Origin of the sequence: Streptomyces sp. NPDC096311 (assembly GCF_044763085.1) — a bacterium.
GTDB lineage: Bacteria > Actinomycetota > Actinomycetes > Streptomycetales > Streptomycetaceae > Streptomyces.
This window is the reverse complement of the sequence record NZ_JBIWFN010000016.1, coordinates 118964-134991: the sequence shown is the minus strand read 5'-3', so window position 1 is coordinate 134991 and position 16028 is coordinate 118964. Positions and strand designations below refer to the sequence as shown.

General features: G+C 71.1%; 14 protein-coding genes. 8 read left to right on the top strand and 6 right to left on the bottom strand.

From position 1 onward, the window contains the following. Positions 1-29: 29 nt before the first annotated feature. The 4 genes from ACIRA5_RS35330 to ACIRA5_RS35315 are packed head-to-tail and all read left to right on the top strand — an operon-like array spanning position 30 to position 5049. The gene (locus ACIRA5_RS35330; protein WP_403697970.1) at positions 30-776 is read left to right on the top strand and encodes a nuclear transport factor 2 family protein; all 747 of its coding nucleotides are present in this window, start codon (positions 30-32) and stop codon (positions 774-776) included. Further along, entirely contained in the window at positions 773-2251 is a 1479-nt protein-coding gene (locus tag ACIRA5_RS35325; protein WP_403697969.1) for an aldehyde dehydrogenase, read from the top strand. Before ACIRA5_RS35330 ends, ACIRA5_RS35325 begins: the two co-directional genes overlap by 4 nt. Positions 2252-2278: 27 nt before the next feature. Continuing rightward, on the top strand, positions 2279-3514 hold the full coding sequence (locus tag ACIRA5_RS35320; protein ID WP_403697967.1) for a cytochrome P450: 1236 nt from the start codon (positions 2279-2281) through the stop codon (positions 3512-3514). Further along, positions 3511-5049 carry a class I adenylate-forming enzyme family protein gene (locus ACIRA5_RS35315; RefSeq protein ID WP_403697965.1) on the top strand — a complete coding sequence of 513 codons (1539 nt, stop codon included), beginning with the start codon at positions 3511-3513 and terminating at the stop codon, positions 5047-5049. Before ACIRA5_RS35320 ends, ACIRA5_RS35315 begins: the two co-directional genes overlap by 4 nt. A gap of 50 nt (positions 5050-5099) precedes the next feature. Here the strand turns inward: ACIRA5_RS35315 and ACIRA5_RS35310 are convergent, their stop codons facing one another. Continuing rightward, positions 5100-6143, bottom strand: coding sequence for an alcohol dehydrogenase catalytic domain-containing protein (locus ACIRA5_RS35310; RefSeq protein ID WP_403697964.1), 1044 nt, complete (start codon positions 6141-6143; stop codon positions 5100-5102). A gap of 68 nt (positions 6144-6211) precedes the next feature. Here ACIRA5_RS35310 and ACIRA5_RS35305 point away from each other — a divergent pair, with 68 nt between their 5' ends. Together ACIRA5_RS35305 and ACIRA5_RS35300 are read left to right on the top strand one after the other, a co-directional pair. Beyond that, the gene (locus tag ACIRA5_RS35305; RefSeq protein ID WP_403697962.1) at positions 6212-7204 is read left to right on the top strand and encodes an alpha/beta hydrolase; all 993 of its coding nucleotides are present in this window, start codon (positions 6212-6214) and stop codon (positions 7202-7204) included. Positions 7205-7224: 20 nt separating this feature from the next. Beyond that, positions 7225-8310, top strand: a complete 1086-nt coding sequence (locus ACIRA5_RS35300; protein WP_403697960.1) for a hypothetical protein — start codon at positions 7225-7227, stop codon at positions 8308-8310. Between the two features lie 16 nt (positions 8311-8326). Here ACIRA5_RS35300 and ACIRA5_RS35295 read toward each other — a convergent pair whose 3' ends face one another. Continuing rightward, a complete protein-coding gene (locus ACIRA5_RS35295) occupies positions 8327-9565 on the bottom strand; it encodes a CaiB/BaiF CoA transferase family protein (RefSeq protein ID WP_403697958.1) in 1239 nt (412 codons plus the stop codon). A gap of 43 nt (positions 9566-9608) precedes the next feature. Then, positions 9609-11057, bottom strand: coding sequence for an acyl-CoA carboxylase subunit beta (locus tag ACIRA5_RS35290; RefSeq protein WP_403697956.1), 1449 nt, complete (start codon positions 11055-11057; stop codon positions 9609-9611). A gap of 88 nt (positions 11058-11145) precedes the next feature. Here ACIRA5_RS35290 and ACIRA5_RS35285 point away from each other — a divergent pair, with 88 nt between their 5' ends. Together ACIRA5_RS35285 and ACIRA5_RS35280 are read left to right on the top strand one after the other, a co-directional pair. Continuing rightward, the gene (locus tag ACIRA5_RS35285) at positions 11146-12876 is read left to right on the top strand and encodes an acetyl/propionyl/methylcrotonyl-CoA carboxylase subunit alpha (protein ID WP_403697955.1); all 1731 of its coding nucleotides are present in this window, start codon (positions 11146-11148) and stop codon (positions 12874-12876) included. Positions 12877-12936: 60 nt separating this feature from the next. After that, positions 12937-13698, top strand: a complete 762-nt coding sequence (locus tag ACIRA5_RS35280; RefSeq protein ID WP_403697953.1) for a FadR/GntR family transcriptional regulator — start codon at positions 12937-12939, stop codon at positions 13696-13698. 3 nt (positions 13699-13701) lie between these two features. Here ACIRA5_RS35280 and ACIRA5_RS35275 read toward each other — a convergent pair whose 3' ends face one another. Genes ACIRA5_RS35275 through ACIRA5_RS35265 form a run of 3 tightly spaced genes read right to left on the bottom strand, consistent with a single transcriptional unit; the run spans position 13702 to position 15910 of the window. Beyond that, the gene (locus ACIRA5_RS35275) at positions 13702-14826 is read right to left on the bottom strand and encodes a hypothetical protein (RefSeq protein WP_403697952.1); all 1125 of its coding nucleotides are present in this window, start codon (positions 14824-14826) and stop codon (positions 13702-13704) included. 2 nt (positions 14827-14828) lie between these two features. Then, positions 14829-15287, bottom strand: coding sequence for an acyl dehydratase (locus tag ACIRA5_RS35270; protein WP_403697951.1), 459 nt, complete (start codon positions 15285-15287; stop codon positions 14829-14831). Next, on the bottom strand, positions 15284-15910 hold the full coding sequence (locus ACIRA5_RS35265; RefSeq protein ID WP_403697949.1) for a MaoC family dehydratase N-terminal domain-containing protein: 627 nt from the start codon (positions 15908-15910) through the stop codon (positions 15284-15286). The genes ACIRA5_RS35270 and ACIRA5_RS35265 overlap by 4 nt, the downstream gene beginning before the upstream one ends. Positions 15911-16028 lie beyond the last annotated feature (118 nt).

Here is a 16028-nt window from a genome sequence, read left to right as displayed (position 1 = left end):
AACAGACGCGTCACGAACCCAGGAGCAGCATGACCGACACCGCCCCCGAGAAGTTCGCCTGTTACGTCCGCGCCCGTGCGCACCCCGGCCGCGGCGACGACCTCATCAAGGGGTACGACCCCGTGTTCGCGCAGGTCGCGGACGAGGACGGGACGGAGCTCTACTCCCTGATCCGCTCGGTCGACGACCCGGATCTGTTCTTCTGCTTCGAACTCTTCCGCTCGCGCGCCGACTTCGACGCCCACCGCGCCCGCTCCCTCGCCGGCCACGACCTGGACGAGCTCAACGCCGCGACCGCGGAGCGCGATTTCGTGTGGGGCATCCCCGTACGCACCAAGACCACCCTGGTCGGGCCGCCGCGCGAGGACCGCCAGGCCGTCGAGGACCTGATCACCGACTACGCGCGGGCGCTCGACACCCAGGACTGGGACCTTCTGCGGTCCACCTTCGCCCCCGACGCCCGCACCACGATGGAGACGGTCGGCACGTACGAGTCCTGCGACGCGCTGGTCGCCGACATCGCGCCCCGGCTCACGGACTTCGCCACGCTCCAGCACTTCGTCACCAATGTCGCCGTGCGCGTGCAGGGCGACACCGCGAGCGCCTCCAGTCACTTCGTCTCGCACCACATCCCGAAGGACGGCGCCTCGTACACCCACGGCGGGACCTTCACCTTCGACGCCGTACGCACGGCGCAGGGCTGGCGGATCGCCGCGCACACCTGCCGGCTCCTCTGGACGCTCGGCGACCCCACGCAGAAAGGGCAGGGAGCATGACCGCACAGGACGTGATCACCCAGGACGCGCTGTTCATCGGCGGCCAGTGGGTCAAACCCGAGTCGGACGCCACCATCGAGGTCGTCTCGCCGTCCACCGAAGAGGTCGTGGGGCGCGTCCCCGCGCCGTCCGCCGCGGATGTCGACCGTGCCGTGCGTGCCGCGCGCGAGGCGTTCGACCGCGGTCCCTGGCCGCGGATGTCGCCCGCGGAGCGTGCGGCCGTGATGCATCGCATCGCGGACGGCCTTGAGGCACGGGCAGACGAAATGGCCCGCATCGTGACGACCGAGAACGGTACGCCGATCAAGCTCAGCGGCCCGGCGCAGGTGCATGGGGCCATCCCACGCCTGCGGTACTACGCCGATCTCGCCGAGCGGTTCACCTTCGACGAACTACGTGAGGGCAAGCGGGTACGTGCCGCACTGCTCAAGGAGCCCGTCGGCGTCGTCGCGGCGATCACCCCGTGGAACGGACCCCTCGCACTGGCGCTGATCAAGCTCGGACCCGCCCTCGCCGCGGGCTGCACGTTCGTGCTCAAGCCGCCGCCGGAGACGCCCCTCGTCTTCACCGTCCTCGCCGAGGTCTGCGAGCAGGCGGGGCTGCCCGAGGGCGTGGTGAGCATCCTCGCCGGCGACCGCGAGACGGGTCAGCAGCTGGTGGCGCACCCCGGCGTCGACAAGGTCTCCTTCACGGGCAGCAGCGCCGCCGGGCAGGCGATCATGGCCGAGTGCGCCCGGCGGATCAAGCGGGTCAGCCTCGAACTCGGCGGCAAGTCCGCCGCGATCATCCTCGACGACGCCGACCCGGCCACCGCCGTGCAGCAGCTGCTGCCGATGGCGACGATGCTCACGGGGCAGATGTGCCTGCTCAAGTCCCGTGTCCTGGTGCCGCGTTCACGTCAGGCGGAGCTGGTGGAGGCGTTCTGCGAGGGGGTGCGGGCCCTCAAGGTCGGCGACCCGTTCGACAGCGACACGTACTACGGGCCGCTGATCGCAAAGCGGCAGCGCGACCGGGTGGAGGGGTACATCGAGGCGGGCAGGGCCGAGGGCGCCCACCTGGTCATGGGCGGCGGGCGGCCCGCGCATCTGCCCAAGGGCTGGTACGTGGAGCCGACGGTCTTCACCGGCGTGGACAACAGCATGCGCATCGCCCGCGAGGAGATTTTCGGACCAGTCACTTCGTTCCTCGCCTACGACGACGTCGACGAGGCCGTCGAGATCGCCAACGACACCGACTTCGGCCTCGCGGGCTCCGTCTACACCGGCGACCCCGCGCGCGGCTTCGCGGTCGCCCGCCGGGTGCGCGCGGGAACGTACGGCGTCAACTGCTACGACAACGACCCGTCCGTGCCCTTCGGCGGCTACAAGCAGTCCGGACTCGGACGCGAGGGCGGCCCCGAGGGCCTTGAGGAGTACCTGGAGACCAAGGCCGTCTCCCTGCCCGCCGGGTTCAGCCCGTTCCCCTCCTCCACCTGACCCCGCCGAACCGACTGGAGTCGACTGATGACGGCGACGGACCCACCCGTGTTCGAGTTCGACCACCTCTCCCCGCAGTACGCCGCCGAACCCATGGCGGTCAATCGCGCGATGCGCGAGCAGTGCCCCGTCGTGTGGACCGAGGCCCACAGCGGCTTCTGGGTCACCGCGACCTACGCCGAGACCTTCGCGGCGGGCCGGGACCCGGCGACGTACTCCTCGAAGAAGGGCCGGCACGCCGGCCTCGACCACACCGGGGTCGTCATCCCCGCCCTGCCGTCGATGCATCTGCTGCCGGTCGAGGTGGACCCGCCCGAGCTGCGCGCCTACCGCAAGGTGATGAACCCCGCCTTCTCACCGCAGGCCGTGGCCCGGCTGCTGCCGGACGTCGAGCGGTTCACCACGTGGTGCGTGGACCAGGTGATCGCGTCCGGTGCGATCGACTTCGTGGACGATCTGGCGACTCCGGTGCCCGCGATGACGACCCTGCTGATCGTCGGCCTTCCGCCCGAGGACTGGCCGCAGCACGCCAAGGCGTTCCACGGGCTCGTCTCCCACGTCCCGGGAACGCCGGGGCACGACGAGGCGATCACGGCGATAGCGGCCATCGACCGGTCGGTGTTCGACGAGATCGCCGACCGCCGGGCCCACCCGCGTGACGACCTGCTGACGATGCTCACGCAGGCCGACATCGACGGCCGACCACTGACCGACGAGGAGGTGGCCGCGATCGTGGCGACGACGCTGGGCGGCGGCGTCGACACCACCACGGCCCTGCTCGCCAACGCCTTCTCCTACCTCGGCGAACACCCCGAGCACCGGGACAGGATCGCCGAGGACGACGCGTATCTGAACTCCTTCTGTGAGGAGATGCTGCGGTATTACAGCCCGGTGCAGGGATTCGCCCGTACCGTCACCGAGGACACGGACCTCGGCGGCTGCCCGCTCGGCCGCGGCGACAGGATCTTCCTCAACTGGTCGGCTGCCAACCACGATCCGGCGGAGTTCGCCCGTCCCGAGGAGGTCGTCCCGGACCGCTCACCGAACCGGCACGCCGCGTTCGGGATCGGCCCGCACCGCTGTATCGGCGCACCGGTGGCCCGCGCCGAGTTCGGGATCGTCGTACGCGAGGTGCTGCGCCGCATGCCGGACTACACCCTCGCCCCGGGCGCCGAGCACTACACCAACATCGGCACGGTCAACGGCTGGCACCATCTACCGGCGCGCTTCACGCCGGGCAGCCCCGTCGGCGGCGCGGCATGAACGCCGGTCTGCTCGTCGCGGACCTGGTCGTCTCGGGGACACCACCGAACCGTGCGCGCCGGCCGGCCCTCGTGACCGAGGAGTCGACCGTCTCTTACGGACGGCTCACCGAGGACGCGCGCCGCTGGCAGCGCCTGCTGCATGACGCCGGGGTGCGCGGCGGCGACCGGGTGGCCGTGCTCGCGCCCAACGGGCCCGACTATCTGGGTCTGCTGTACGGGGCCTCGCTCGGCGGCGTCGTCGTAGTTCTGCTCAACACGCGGCTCGACGCGGCGTCGGTCCGCTTCCAACTGGAGGACTCCGGCAGCCGCCTGGTCGTCGTGGACCCCGCGCACCGTCAACTGGCTTCGGACGCGGGTGCGTTCGGCCTGGCGACGGTGGTGCTTGACGAGGATCACCGGCGCCGGTTCGCCGCCCTCGAACCCGCCCCCCTGGCCGCTCCGCGCCCTGACCCCGGCAGCCCGTACATCCTGCTGTACACCTCGGGGACGACGGGCCGCTCCAAGGGGTGCGTGCTCTCCCAGCGAGCCTGGGTGGCGTCGGCGACGAACCTGGTGACGGGCCTCGGCCTGAGCGAGCGTGACGTGCATGTCGGGGCGGGCCCGTTCTTCCATGTGGCGGGCCTGGGCACGGCGATGTCGGTGCTGTCCGTGGGAGGGCGGGTGGTCTTCGGCGCGAGCCGCTCCCTGGAGGATTCCTGGGAGCTGATCGCGCGGCACGGCGTCACCATCGGATCGTTCGTGGGCGGCAATCTGCTGGCCGCCGCGCGGCATCCGCTGCGTGCCACCCATGGCAGTTCGCTGCGCATCGTCACCGGTCAGGCGGGCAAGCACACGCCCGAAGAGCACCGGGAGCTGGGCACGCTGCTCCCCCATGCCTCCTTCGTCGGGATCTACGGATCGACCGAGGCCGGCAACTTCACCACCACCACGAGCCGTGCCGACGAGCTGGCCCGTCCCGGCACGGTGGGGCGGCCGCTCATCGGGTTCCGCACCGCGGTCGTCGACGCGCAGGACCGCCCGGTCGCCGCCGGCGAGCCGGGCGAGCTCGTCGTGCGCGGCGCCAGCGTCATGTCGCAGTACTGGGGCATGCGGGAGGCGACGTCGCGGACCCTGCTCGGCGGCTGGCTGCACACCGGCGACGTGATGCGCGCCGACGAGGACGGCTACCTCTACCTGCTCGACCGGCTCAAGGACATGGTCAAGTCCGGCGGTGAGAACGTCTACAGCGTCGAGGTCGAGCGGGCCCTGCGGCGCCACCCGGCGGTCCGCGACTGCGCAGTGATCGGCGTGCCCGACCAGCGGTGGGGCGAGGGCGTCAAGGCGGTGCTCGTCCTCACCGGGGGCGCCGCCGGCGGCGCCGATGCCGAGGCCCTGGACCGGTGGTGCCTCGATCGTCTCGCCGCGTACAAGCGGCCCCGCTGGTACGAGTTCGTGGAGGCGCTGCCGGTCAACGGCGCCAAGGTCGACAAGAAGCGGCTGCGGGCGGCGCACGACCCGGAGCGCGCAATCCGGCTGCCGGAACGCACCGGCTGAGGAGGGCGGCGGCCCCTCACGCCGGTCAAGGGGCCGCGCCTGTACGTCACTCAGGTTGCCGTCAGCACCACGCGCCCCGGCACCGTCCCTTCGGTCAGCGCCCGCAGCGCCTCATTGACACCCTCGGCCGTGAGCGGACGGCTGACAAGCGGGGTCTGCGGCAGTCGGCCGGACCGCGCGAGAGTCACGACCTCCCGCATCTCCTGGGGCGATCCGATGAAACTGCCCTGCAGGGTGAGCCGTTTGGCCGGCATCAGCGCCGTCGGCAGGACCATCTCACCGCGGAACAGGCCGACATGCACGAGCTTTCCGTCCTCGCGCAGGACGTCGAAGCCGAGCCGGGCCGTGGTCCCGGAGTTGACCAGGTCGATCACGGCCGTCGCCCCGCCGTCCGTCGCGGCCAGGAGCGCGGCCCGTGCTGCGTCGGATCCGGCCGCGCTGTTGACGGTGTCCGAGGCGCCGAGGCCGCGAGCGAGGGCCAGGCGCTCGTCGTTCACGTCGACGGCGACGATCCTTCGCCGGCCCCGCGCGTGCAGCACGGCGACGGCCGTCAGGCCCACTCCGCCCGCGCCGATGACCACGACCGGATCGTCGGCGCCGTCCGGACCGGGAGCCACAACCTTGGCGACCGCCGAGTAGGCGGTGAGCCCGGAGCACGCCAGCGTCGCGGCCCAGGCCGGATCGAGCCCCTCGATGTCGTGGAGGTAGCGCTCGTGCGGCACCAGGACGGCCTCGGCGTAACCGCCGAATCCGTGTATCCCGAGGAAGCGCCGCTCGGCGCAGCGGTGGTCGCCGTCCGAGGCGCAGCGCGCGCAGCTGCCGCAGCCGATCCACGGATAGACGAGACGGGCGTCCCCGACGGCTGCCGTGGTGACGTCGGGGCCGACGGCGACGACCTCGCCCGCCATCTCGTGTCCCGCGACAAGGGGGTACGTGAACGTTCCTGTCGCGGCCCCGTCCCTGAGGTGGACATCGGAGTGGCAGACGCCGCTGTGCGTCAGCCGTACCAGCACCTCGTGCCCGGACGGCTTCGGGGTCCGCACCGTCAACTCCCGTGCGGGACCGCCCGGTTCCTCGAAGGCGTAGATCTTCACCCTCATCCTCCTCGGCTCATCGGATCACGACTCTGGTGACCCTACAATGTATAGAGTATCCTTAATTCATGACCACGATGGAGGATCGCGCGGATATCCACGACCCTGAGATCTCTGCCTTCATGTCCCAACTCCCGCCGGGCGTCTTCGACTTCGACGAGTGGACCCTGGAGACCGTCGCGCAGCGGCGGGCGGCACGGGCGCAGGACGCCGTCGCGGCCCTCCCCGAGACGACGACCGTGTCGCACGAGGAGCGCGTCGATGACGACGTTCGGGTTCGGGTGTACAGCCCGCCGGCTCCCGCCGCCGCGCGTCCCTGCGTGTACTGGATCCACGGCGGTGGCTACATCTCCGGGTCCGGGCTCACGGTCGACGCGCGGCTCAACCGCTGGGCGCAGGCACTCGACTGTGTCGTCGTGTCGGTCGACTACCGTCTCGCCCCCGAACACCCGTATCCCGCACCACTCCTGGACTGCTACGCAGGTATGGAGTGGACGGTCGAGCACGCGGACCGGCTCGGCATCGACACCGGCCACATCCTGGTCGCCGGATCCAGCGCGGGAGCCGGTCTCGCGGCCGCGCTCACGCTGTTCGCCCGCGACCGCGAAGGCCCGCGCCTCGGCCTGCAGTTGCTCATCTACCCGATGCTGGACGACCGGCAGAGCACCCCTTCGAGCCGCAGGGAAGGCGCCGCGGTGTGGGGCAGGCCGGCGAATGCGCTCGGCTGGCGCGCCTACCTCGGCCCGCTCGGGGCCGAGGGCGCGGACGTGCCGGGGTACGCGGCTCCCGCCCGCGCGCAGGACCTGACCGGGCTCCCGCCCGCGTGCGTCGTGGTCGGCGGCGCGGACCTCTTCCGCGACGAGAGCGTCGCGTACGCGGCACGCCTGCTCGCCGCGGGCGTCGAGACCGAACTCCACGTCTATCCCGGCGTGCCGCACGGCTTCGAGGTCCTGGTCCCGACGGCCGACGTGTCACGGCGCTGCGACGCCGACATCACCGGCGCGCTGCGACGCGCCCTGCGACCAGCGCACATCAGCGCCTGTTTCAGGACACCCAACTAGTGATCGTGGGAGGCACGTCCATGCCGGACGACCGGTTCGAGGGAACCATTCTGGGCATCGTCGAAGGCTGTACGAATCCGGAGAGCGCGGAACTCCTCGACGACGGCGAGACATTCGTCTTCGGCAACTGCCGTCTCGACGTCGGCTTTCCGTGGTTCCGGGAGAGCCAGGGCCTGGTCTACCTGCAGGGCGAGGCGTTCATCACCCGCGCCCGGATCAGCCCGGAAGGCAAGGTGTCGGTCGAGGAACGCAAGCTGATCGACGGTCTCACCACGACCCTCGGCTGCGACATCCTGCGTACGGACACGGAGGTGTTCCCGAGCGGTACCGCCTTCACCGTCGCCGACGGCAGGCCGGTCGCCCGCCCCGACGGGTCCGGGCCTGTCCCCTCGCGGCCCCAGCTGATCGGGTTCGACCCTATGACGGGGACGATCCGCGGCCGGATCCCGCTGTGGGAAGGCTCGGCGATCGGCGACAGGTTCGAGCCGCTCGAGATGCCGAACGGGCTCGCCATCGACGCCGTCGGCAACTTCTACGTGGCCGACTGCCCGCACACCAACCCGTCCACCGACCCCGCCGCCCCGCCGCCCGTGTCACCGGCCGTCTACCGCATCCCCGTCGAGTCGCTCGGGGCGCTGGTCCGTCAGGATCCGGGCGCCGCCGACGCGGTGACCCGGGTCGTGATGCCTGGCTACGTCAACGGCTGTGCGGTCTCGCCGATCGACGGCGTGTGCTGGGCCGTCAGCTGCTCCCCCCTCGACCCGGTGGGCGGCGGAGTGTACGAACTGCCCCTGAGCGCCTTCGAGTCGGGGGTGCAGCCGCCGCCCCGCTGGCGCGACATCGGGGAGATGGACGGTGTGTGCGTGAGCCGGCGCGGCACGGTGTTCGTCACGGCGCCCATGAAGAACGAGATCCACGCCTTCACCACAGACGGCGCGCACGGCGTCGTCATCGCCAAGGGGCTGCCGACCCGTATGCCGTCCGACCTCAACGTCGTCTACCCGACGTGTCTGGACGGCGAACCGGCGCTGATGGTCGCCGACATCATGGTCGGCACCCCGCCCGGCGACTGCACGGTGTCCGTGGTGGCGGTTCCCGGTCTGTAGGGTGCGCGGACGGGGATCAACTCTCCGTACGGGCATGGACGTTGAGCGCGATGAAGTCGTCGTCGACCTGTTCGGCCACAGTGACGTGCCCGGCGGCGAACGCGCCGATCTCGTCCTCTCCGTAACCGAGTTCGCGCAGCACCTCCGCCGTGTCCGCCCCGTGGGCGGGCGCGGGCCGGGGCACGGGCGTGGCCTCGCCGTCGACGAGGACGGGCTGCCCGACGTGGACGACCGGACGCCCGCCCGCATCCCGCCCCTCGACCAGGACGCGGCGTGCGGCGATCTGCGGATCGGCCACCACGTCCTCGATGCCGTCGTGCGCGGGGCCGATGGGCAGCCGGTGCTCGACCGCGACCCGCATCCACTCGTCCTGCGTCCTGGTGCGCATGATCGCCTGCACTTCGCGGCGCAGCGGCTCGCCGTGCACCTGGTCGACGAGGTCGGGACGGTCGACGAGCGCGCAGAAGGCGGACCAGAACTTCCGTTCCTCCGGACAGAAGAGGACGAACTTCCCGTCGGCGGTCTCGTACCACTGGTATCGGGCGACGCCACGGCGCTGGGCCGGGTCCGCGACGGCCGCGGCGACCTCGGGCTGGTTGAGGTGGGCGGCGACCGCCGTCCACGCGTCGGCGAGCACCGCGGTCGCCGCGGACACGTCCAGCAGGCAACCGAGCCCTGTCCGCTCACGCCGGGCCAGGGCGGCGGCGATGTGGAAGGCCGCGTAGATGGCACCGGTGGCGGTGCCCTCGCCGCCGATCCGCAGGCTCGGCCAGCTGACCGCGCCATCGGCGGGCCGGGTCAATCCCTCCTCGTCCAGCTCGACGGGGCGTGCTCCGGCGAGGGCGTCCATCATCTGCCCGTGCACCGGCAGATCGGCGTACGGGCCGCTCGCGCCGAAGCCGGTGTTCTGGCAGTAGACGATGTCGGGCCGGTGGACGCGCACCTGCTCGTACGAGAGTCCGAGGCGCGCCGGGCGGTTCCCGGTCGCGTTGGTGACGAAGACGTCCGCGCCGGCGAGAAGCCGCCCGAGGATCCCCTGCCCTGACTCGGTGGTGAGGTCGACGCTGACGCTGCGTTTGTTGCGATTGGCCTGCTCGTGCAGATAGCGGGTCTCGTCGATGCGCAGATAGTCGCCGAGGCGCGGGCTCTCGACCTTGACCACGTCCGCGCCGAGGTCGGCGAGCATCATGCTCGTCGAGGCGCCGTTGAGCAGCATCGACACTTCCACGACGCGGTAGCCGCTGAGCAGAGCCATCAACTGTCCCGTTCTGTAGCAAGCGTTGCTCGGGTGGGGCCGGTCACCACGGCGGCACGGGCCGGTGGCTCGGCCGGGTGCCCGGCATCACCGCGGCCAGCCAGTCCGTGAGCGCGCCTCGAGTGTCCGCCGGGTCGATCATGTCGTCGACGGCGAAGAGTTCGGCCATGCGCAGGGGGGCGCCCTGACGCCGCAGCGCCGTGGCGGGGTCGGTGCCGTTCGTCCGGCCCAGGACATTGGCCGCGCCTTCGGGCCCCATCGCCCCGAACTCCGCGGTGGGCCAGGCGAGGACCATCGAGGCGCCGAGCGGCCGCCCGCCCATGGCGACGTGGGCGAGGCCGTAGGACTTGCGCAGTGTCACGGTGAAGAACGGCACTTGGGCATGGGTCAGGGTGTGGATCAGATGGGTGCTGTGACGCATCAGCGCCGTACGCTCGGCGGCCGGGCCGACGGCGAACCCGGGCGAGTCGACGAGGAACACGACCGGCAGGCCGAACGCGTCGCACAGCCGCACGAAGCGTGCGGCCTTGTCCGCCGCGTCGGCGTCGATGGCCCCGGCGAGCGCCGTCGGCTGGCTCGCCACACAGCCGACCGACCAGCCGTCGACCCGGGTGAGCGCGGTGACCAGGTTGGGGGCGAACTCCGAGCGCAGTTCCAGGAGTTCACCGAGGTCGGCGAGGTGCGCGATGACCTGTCGTACGTCATAGGGCCGACGCGGGTCGGAGGGTACGACGTCGCGCAGGGTTCGGGCGTCGGCGAGCGGGGCGGCGGACTCCAGGCGTCCTTCGAAGTAGGAAAGGTAAGCCGAGATCAGCTCGGTCATCTCGGCCTCGTCGCCGGCGAGCGCCTCGACGGCGCCGGAGGTGGCGTGCACGTCGGCGGCGCCGATCTGCTCCGGTGTGAAGCGCTCGCCGAGCGCGGCCTCGACGAGCGGTGGACCCGCCATGCCGGCCGCCGCGTTCCGCGTGGCCACCACGCAGTCGCAGAGCCCGGCGAGAACCGCATTCCCCGCGAACGCCCGCCCCGGCACCGCGCACACCGTGGGTACCTTCCCGGAGAGTCGGGCAAGGGTCGGGAAGACGGCCTCGCCACCACCGCGCGATCGCAGCGACGCCTCCTGCACACGGTGCCCCGCGCCCTCGGAGAAGAGCACCACGGGCAGTGCGCGCTCCTCGGCGAGTTGGAGGACGCGGGCGAGCTTGGTGTTGTTGACCTCGCTCTGACTGCCCGCCAGCACCGTGTAGTCGTACGACGCGACGACGACGGGCAGGCCGCGCACCCGGACGATGCCGGTGACAAGACCGTCGGCCGGGGTGTCACTCCCGGCCTCCGGGGCCCGGGCCAGTACCCCGTACTCACGGAAAGAACCGGGGTCGGCGAGCGCGTCGATGCGCTCGCGCGCGGTCCGCGCCCCCCGGGCCCGCTGCCGGGCGACGGCGTCCGGGCGTGCGGCATCGGTGGGCCTGCGACGGAGTTCATCCAAGTCGGCCATGCGCAGGAGTATAGCCACACTGCCATAATTAAGTATCCTGATTTTCCTCATACGGTCACAGGTGCATCGCACTCAGGGGAGCGTCCGCATGCTGAAGAAGGTACTGATCGCCAACCGGGGCGAGATCGCGCTCCGCATCATCCGCACCTGCCGGGAGCTGGGCGTGCGGACGGTCGCCGTGCACTCCGCGCCGGACCGCGACTCGCTCGCCGTGCGGTACGCCGACGAGGCGTACGCGCTCGACGGCACGACCGCGGCCGAGACCTATCTCGACGCGGCGGGGCTCCTTGCCGTCCTCGACCGCTCGGGCGCGGAAGGCGTCCACCCCGGGTACGGCTTCCTGTCCGAGGATCCGACGTTCGCCCAGGCCGTCATCGACCGCGGCGTCACGTTCATAGGGCCACCCCCTGCCGCGATCGCCACCATGGGCGACAAGATCAGCGCCCGGCGGGCCGCACGCGCGGCCGGGATACCGGTCCTGCCCGGCGGGGACCAGCCCCTGCAGAACGAAGGTGAGTTGACAGCGTTCGGCGCCGAGCACGGCTGGCCCATCGCCGTCAAGGCCGCCTTCGGTGGCGGCGGCCGCGGCATCCGGATCATCGCCTCTGCGACCGAGGTCCGCGAGGCGGTAGCCGCGGCTCGGCGCGAGGCCCTCGCGTCCTGCGGGCGCCCCGAGCTGTACGCCGAGCGGTTCCTCGACCGGCCACGCCACATCGAGATGCAGGTGCTCGCCGACACCCACGGCCAAGTGCTCTGGCTCGGCGAACGCGACTGCACGGTGCAGCGGCGTCACCAAAAGCTCATCGAGGAGTGCCCGGCCCCCGACCTGCCCGACGAGGTGCGCCGCGCGATGGGCGAGGCGAGCGTCCGCCTCGCCCGAGACTGCGGTTACACGGGAGTGGGCACCGTCGAATTCCTTTACCAGGACGGGGCGTTCCACTTCCTGGAGATGAACACCCGCCTGCAGGTCGAGCATCCGGTGACGGAGCTGGTCACGGGGCTCGACCTGGTCGAGTGGCAGCTACGGGTGGCGGCGGGAGAGCGTCTGACCTTCGGGCAGGGCGACATCGCCGTCACCGGGCACGCCATCGAGGTCCGGCTCAATGCCGAGGACCCCACAGGCGGCCGGTTCACTCCCGCCACCGGCCGGCTCACCCGCTTCGACCTGCCGTCGGGGCCCGGGGTGCGCTGCGACACGGGTTACGCGGCCGGGGACACGATCGGGCCGTACTACGACAGCCTGCTCGCGAAGGCCGCAGCGTGGGCGCCGGACCGCGACCGGGCCCGCGCACGCCTGACCCGGACGCTCGACGAGACCCGGATCGAGGGCCCGGCCACCGGCCTGGCGGCGCAGCGGTTCCTGCTCGGCCACCCGGACTTCACCGGCGTACGACACTGCACCAACTGGGTCGACGAGGAGCTCGACCTGTCCGGCCTGCAGACACCACCTGCTCCGGCACCACCGTCGGCGCCGCAGGAGCCGGAGGCGTCGAGCGGCCGGCGTCCACGCCGCGGCGTCCCCGCGCTCTCCACCTGGCCCCCGCGCGCGGACGGGGTGAACGGCGCCCACGCCGAGGACCTCGGCAACATCGTCGCACCGCTCGCGGGCACCGTGGTCGGCCTGGCCGTCGCGCTCGGCGACCCCGTGCGCGCCGACGACCCCGTGTGCCACGTAGAGGCGATGAAAATGGAGACCACGGTCCGCACCCCGATGGCCGGTCACGTCGCCGAACTCCTCGTCGCCCCCGGTGACCATGTCGCCCCCGGCACCCCCCTGGCCGTGATCAAAGAGGGCACCGTTCTTGGCCTGCTAGGGTAAAATTCCCGCTCCAGGCATGTGTTGAGGAAGCTTTTTTCCGGCGAGGGTGGAGTTACACGCATGGCAAGCAAGTCGGTGGCGGCAGAGCCCTCCGGGACGACGACAGCCGCCAGCCGCAGCCACACCAAGAAGCTGGCCGAGCTCACCTGCGAGAAGATCGAGATGAAGATCATCGAGATGAACTGGCCGGTGGGCGAAGTGATCGGCTCGGAGGCCGACCTGCTCGCGGAGTACGGGGTGAGCCGCGCGGCACTGCGCGAGGCCATCCGTCTGCTCGAGCACCACAATGTCGCGTACATGCGCCGCGGCCCCGGCGGCGGTCTGGTCGTCGCCGAGCCGGACCCGGACGCCATGGCGCACGCCGCGGCCGTCTATCTGCGCTACCGCAAGGTCACCCCGAAGGCGCTGTTCGAGGCGCGCACCGCCCTTGAGGTCGCCGCGGTACGCAGCGCCTGCGAGCACATCGACGAGGACGGCATCCGCAAGCTGCGCGCCGCACTGGAGCACGAGGCGCAGTTCGTGGGCGGCGAGTCCGACGCCACCATCCACGACTTCCACACCGTCGTCGCCGAACTCAGCGGCAATCCGGCGCTGCACCTGTTCGTCAACGTGCTGACCCAGCTGAGCGCGGCCGGGTTCCTCGGCGCCACCGCGATGTTCGACAAGAAGGCGGCCCGCAGCGTCCAGGCCTCGCACCAGGTCGAGGAGGTGCACCGTACGCACGAGGCCATCGCCGACGCCATCATCGCCGGGGACGCCGGGCTCGCCCAGCACCGCACGGTGCGCCACCTCAACGCGCTGGCCAGCGCGCTGGAGGAGTGACCCCTAGCTCCGTGCCCTGATCTCGTAGAGGGACCCGTCCGGCTCGTGGTACTCGCCGGTCGAGAAGCTGCGCCGCAGGCAGGAGATGTACATCCGGTCCCGGTCGAAACGCAGCTCGTTCCAGCCGCCCTGCAGACCCTCCGCGAAGACGTGCACCTGTCCCGCCGGGTCGACACGAAGGATCTTCGAGTCGTACGGCAGCGGTCCCGGCTCCGCTTTGGAGACGTGCATGAAGTTGGTGGCGCCGAAGTCGAAGAGGAACGTGTGCCCGCCGTACGGCCCGAACTCCGGCGGGGCGACCTCGGCCATCGCCCAGCCGATGTCGCGCCGGGACACCGGCTCGGTGTCGATGCGGTCGCCGTCGATGACGTAGTACTCGAGGGTGTTGTGGCCCGGGTCGTCGGTCTCGAAGCTGGTGTCGGGCATCCCGCCGAGCAGCAGCTTGCCGTCCAGTTCGGGTCCCCAGACCGCGGTGGCGTAGAAGAGGAAGTACGGCATGACGGGGCGGCCGAAGACCTCTTCGAGGACGAACAGCGGGCGGCACTCGCGGTCCGGGGTGATCTGGTAGATCACGCAGTTCATCATCGTCTGGCACAGGTACGTGCCCTCGTGCGCGGTGCCCTCGCGGCCGAAGCCGCCGATCATCATCGCCCCCGGCGTACCGCCCCCGGTGGTGCCCGCGTGCGGGATGTCGACGAACGTCTCCGGCTCGCTGTCGCCTTCGGTGATCCGGTAGAGGCGGTGTCCGCTCAGCGCGCCCTCGCGACCGCCCTTGGCCTGGCCGGGGAAGAAGATGTCTCCGCCGTAGGGCCCGAACTCGGCTGGTGCGCGGCGGATCAGATACGGCATGCCGGGCACGGCGCCCGGCTCGAAGAGCCGCGAGTGCTTCCCGTCCCGGGTCAGGCGGTGGATGGTGCCGTGGCCCGCGAACGGGACCCAGACGTCGGGATCCTTCTGCGGTCCGTGGTCGCTGAAGTAGAGCGTGCCGTCGTCCTCGACCCAGCCGAGAATCGGGTCGTAGAGGAACTGTCCGGCGTCGATCGTGACGCTGCCCTCGAAGCCGGCGTCCAACACTCGCATCCTGTAAGCGCATTCGGCCATCAACTGGGCGTGAGGCACGGTCGTCATGGTCATCCCCTCATCGAATCGTGCGGTGCCTTGCGGCCCGACACGGGAAGGCGTACGTCGACCTCGCCCGGTCCCACCGTCGTGGCGCCGTCGCTGTCCTCGGTGCGCAGGCTCAGGGTGACGAGGCCGCTCCGTTCGTCGACGGCGGTGACCCGGCCGCGGACGGTCGCGGTGCTCCCCGCCGTGTTGAAGCTGCGCATCCTGAAGCCCCTGATGGCGACGAAACGGCCGTCGGGGCCTGCCCAGTCGCGTGCGGCGCGCTCCCACATGCCCATCAGGAACAGCGTGTTGGCGTACATGTCGGGGGCGCCGGTGGCGCGGGCATGGGCGGTGTTGTGGTGGATGGAGTTGAAGTCGCGGTTGGCTCCGGCCGCCATCACCATGCGGTAGACGGGGAGCGGGAAGGCGACGGCGGGGATCTGGTCGCCGACACGGACCTCGGATGTCCGTGCCGTGCTCATTCCGCTCCTCCGTGCCGTGGGTGCGGTTCGTAGGCGTACGAGCCGTTGCGTATCCGCGCGACGACGTCGCCACGGTCGGAGACGATCTCGGACTCGTACGTGCAGAACGCTCCACGGCCCACCCGTGTCTCCTTGGGCGTGCAGGACAGCAGGCGCCGGCCGCGGCGGCCGAGTCGCTCACCCGCGATCACCGGGCGCAGGAAGTCCAGCTCCATGTCGGTGGCGAAGAAGCCCCGCACCGGCGGGATCCGGGACGCGTCCGGGTTCTCGACCGGGGAGCGGGACGGCTGGGCGTCACGGTCCCCGTCCGCTGCCGAGAACAGGGGGGGTTCCCCGGGGCTCCACATGGGCGGCAGGGAGTAGCTGATCAGGCTGGTGCTCGGGGCAACGAGACCGTCGTAGCCGTGGTGGCGCGCGACGCTCTCGTCGTAGTGGATGAGTGAACCCAATTCGATGGGTTCGAGGAAGCGGCGGACCGTTCCGGCCTCAATGCGGTCGGCTCCCCAGTGGATCTGCCGGTCGGACAGGTCGGTGCCGACGAGCGCCACCATGGGATCCCAGGCACGCACCCAGGGGGGCCGCGCGTCGGGCTCGGTTCCAGTGGGGGTCTCTCTCTTGGTCATGGATCTCCTCTGCGAGGACACTAAATCGGACGGACTCCGTTCAGCAATACCTCTGCACTATTCCGCCCCGTCACGGGACGCGACGGCACGACCATTGCTGTACGGCACCCGTCAGATT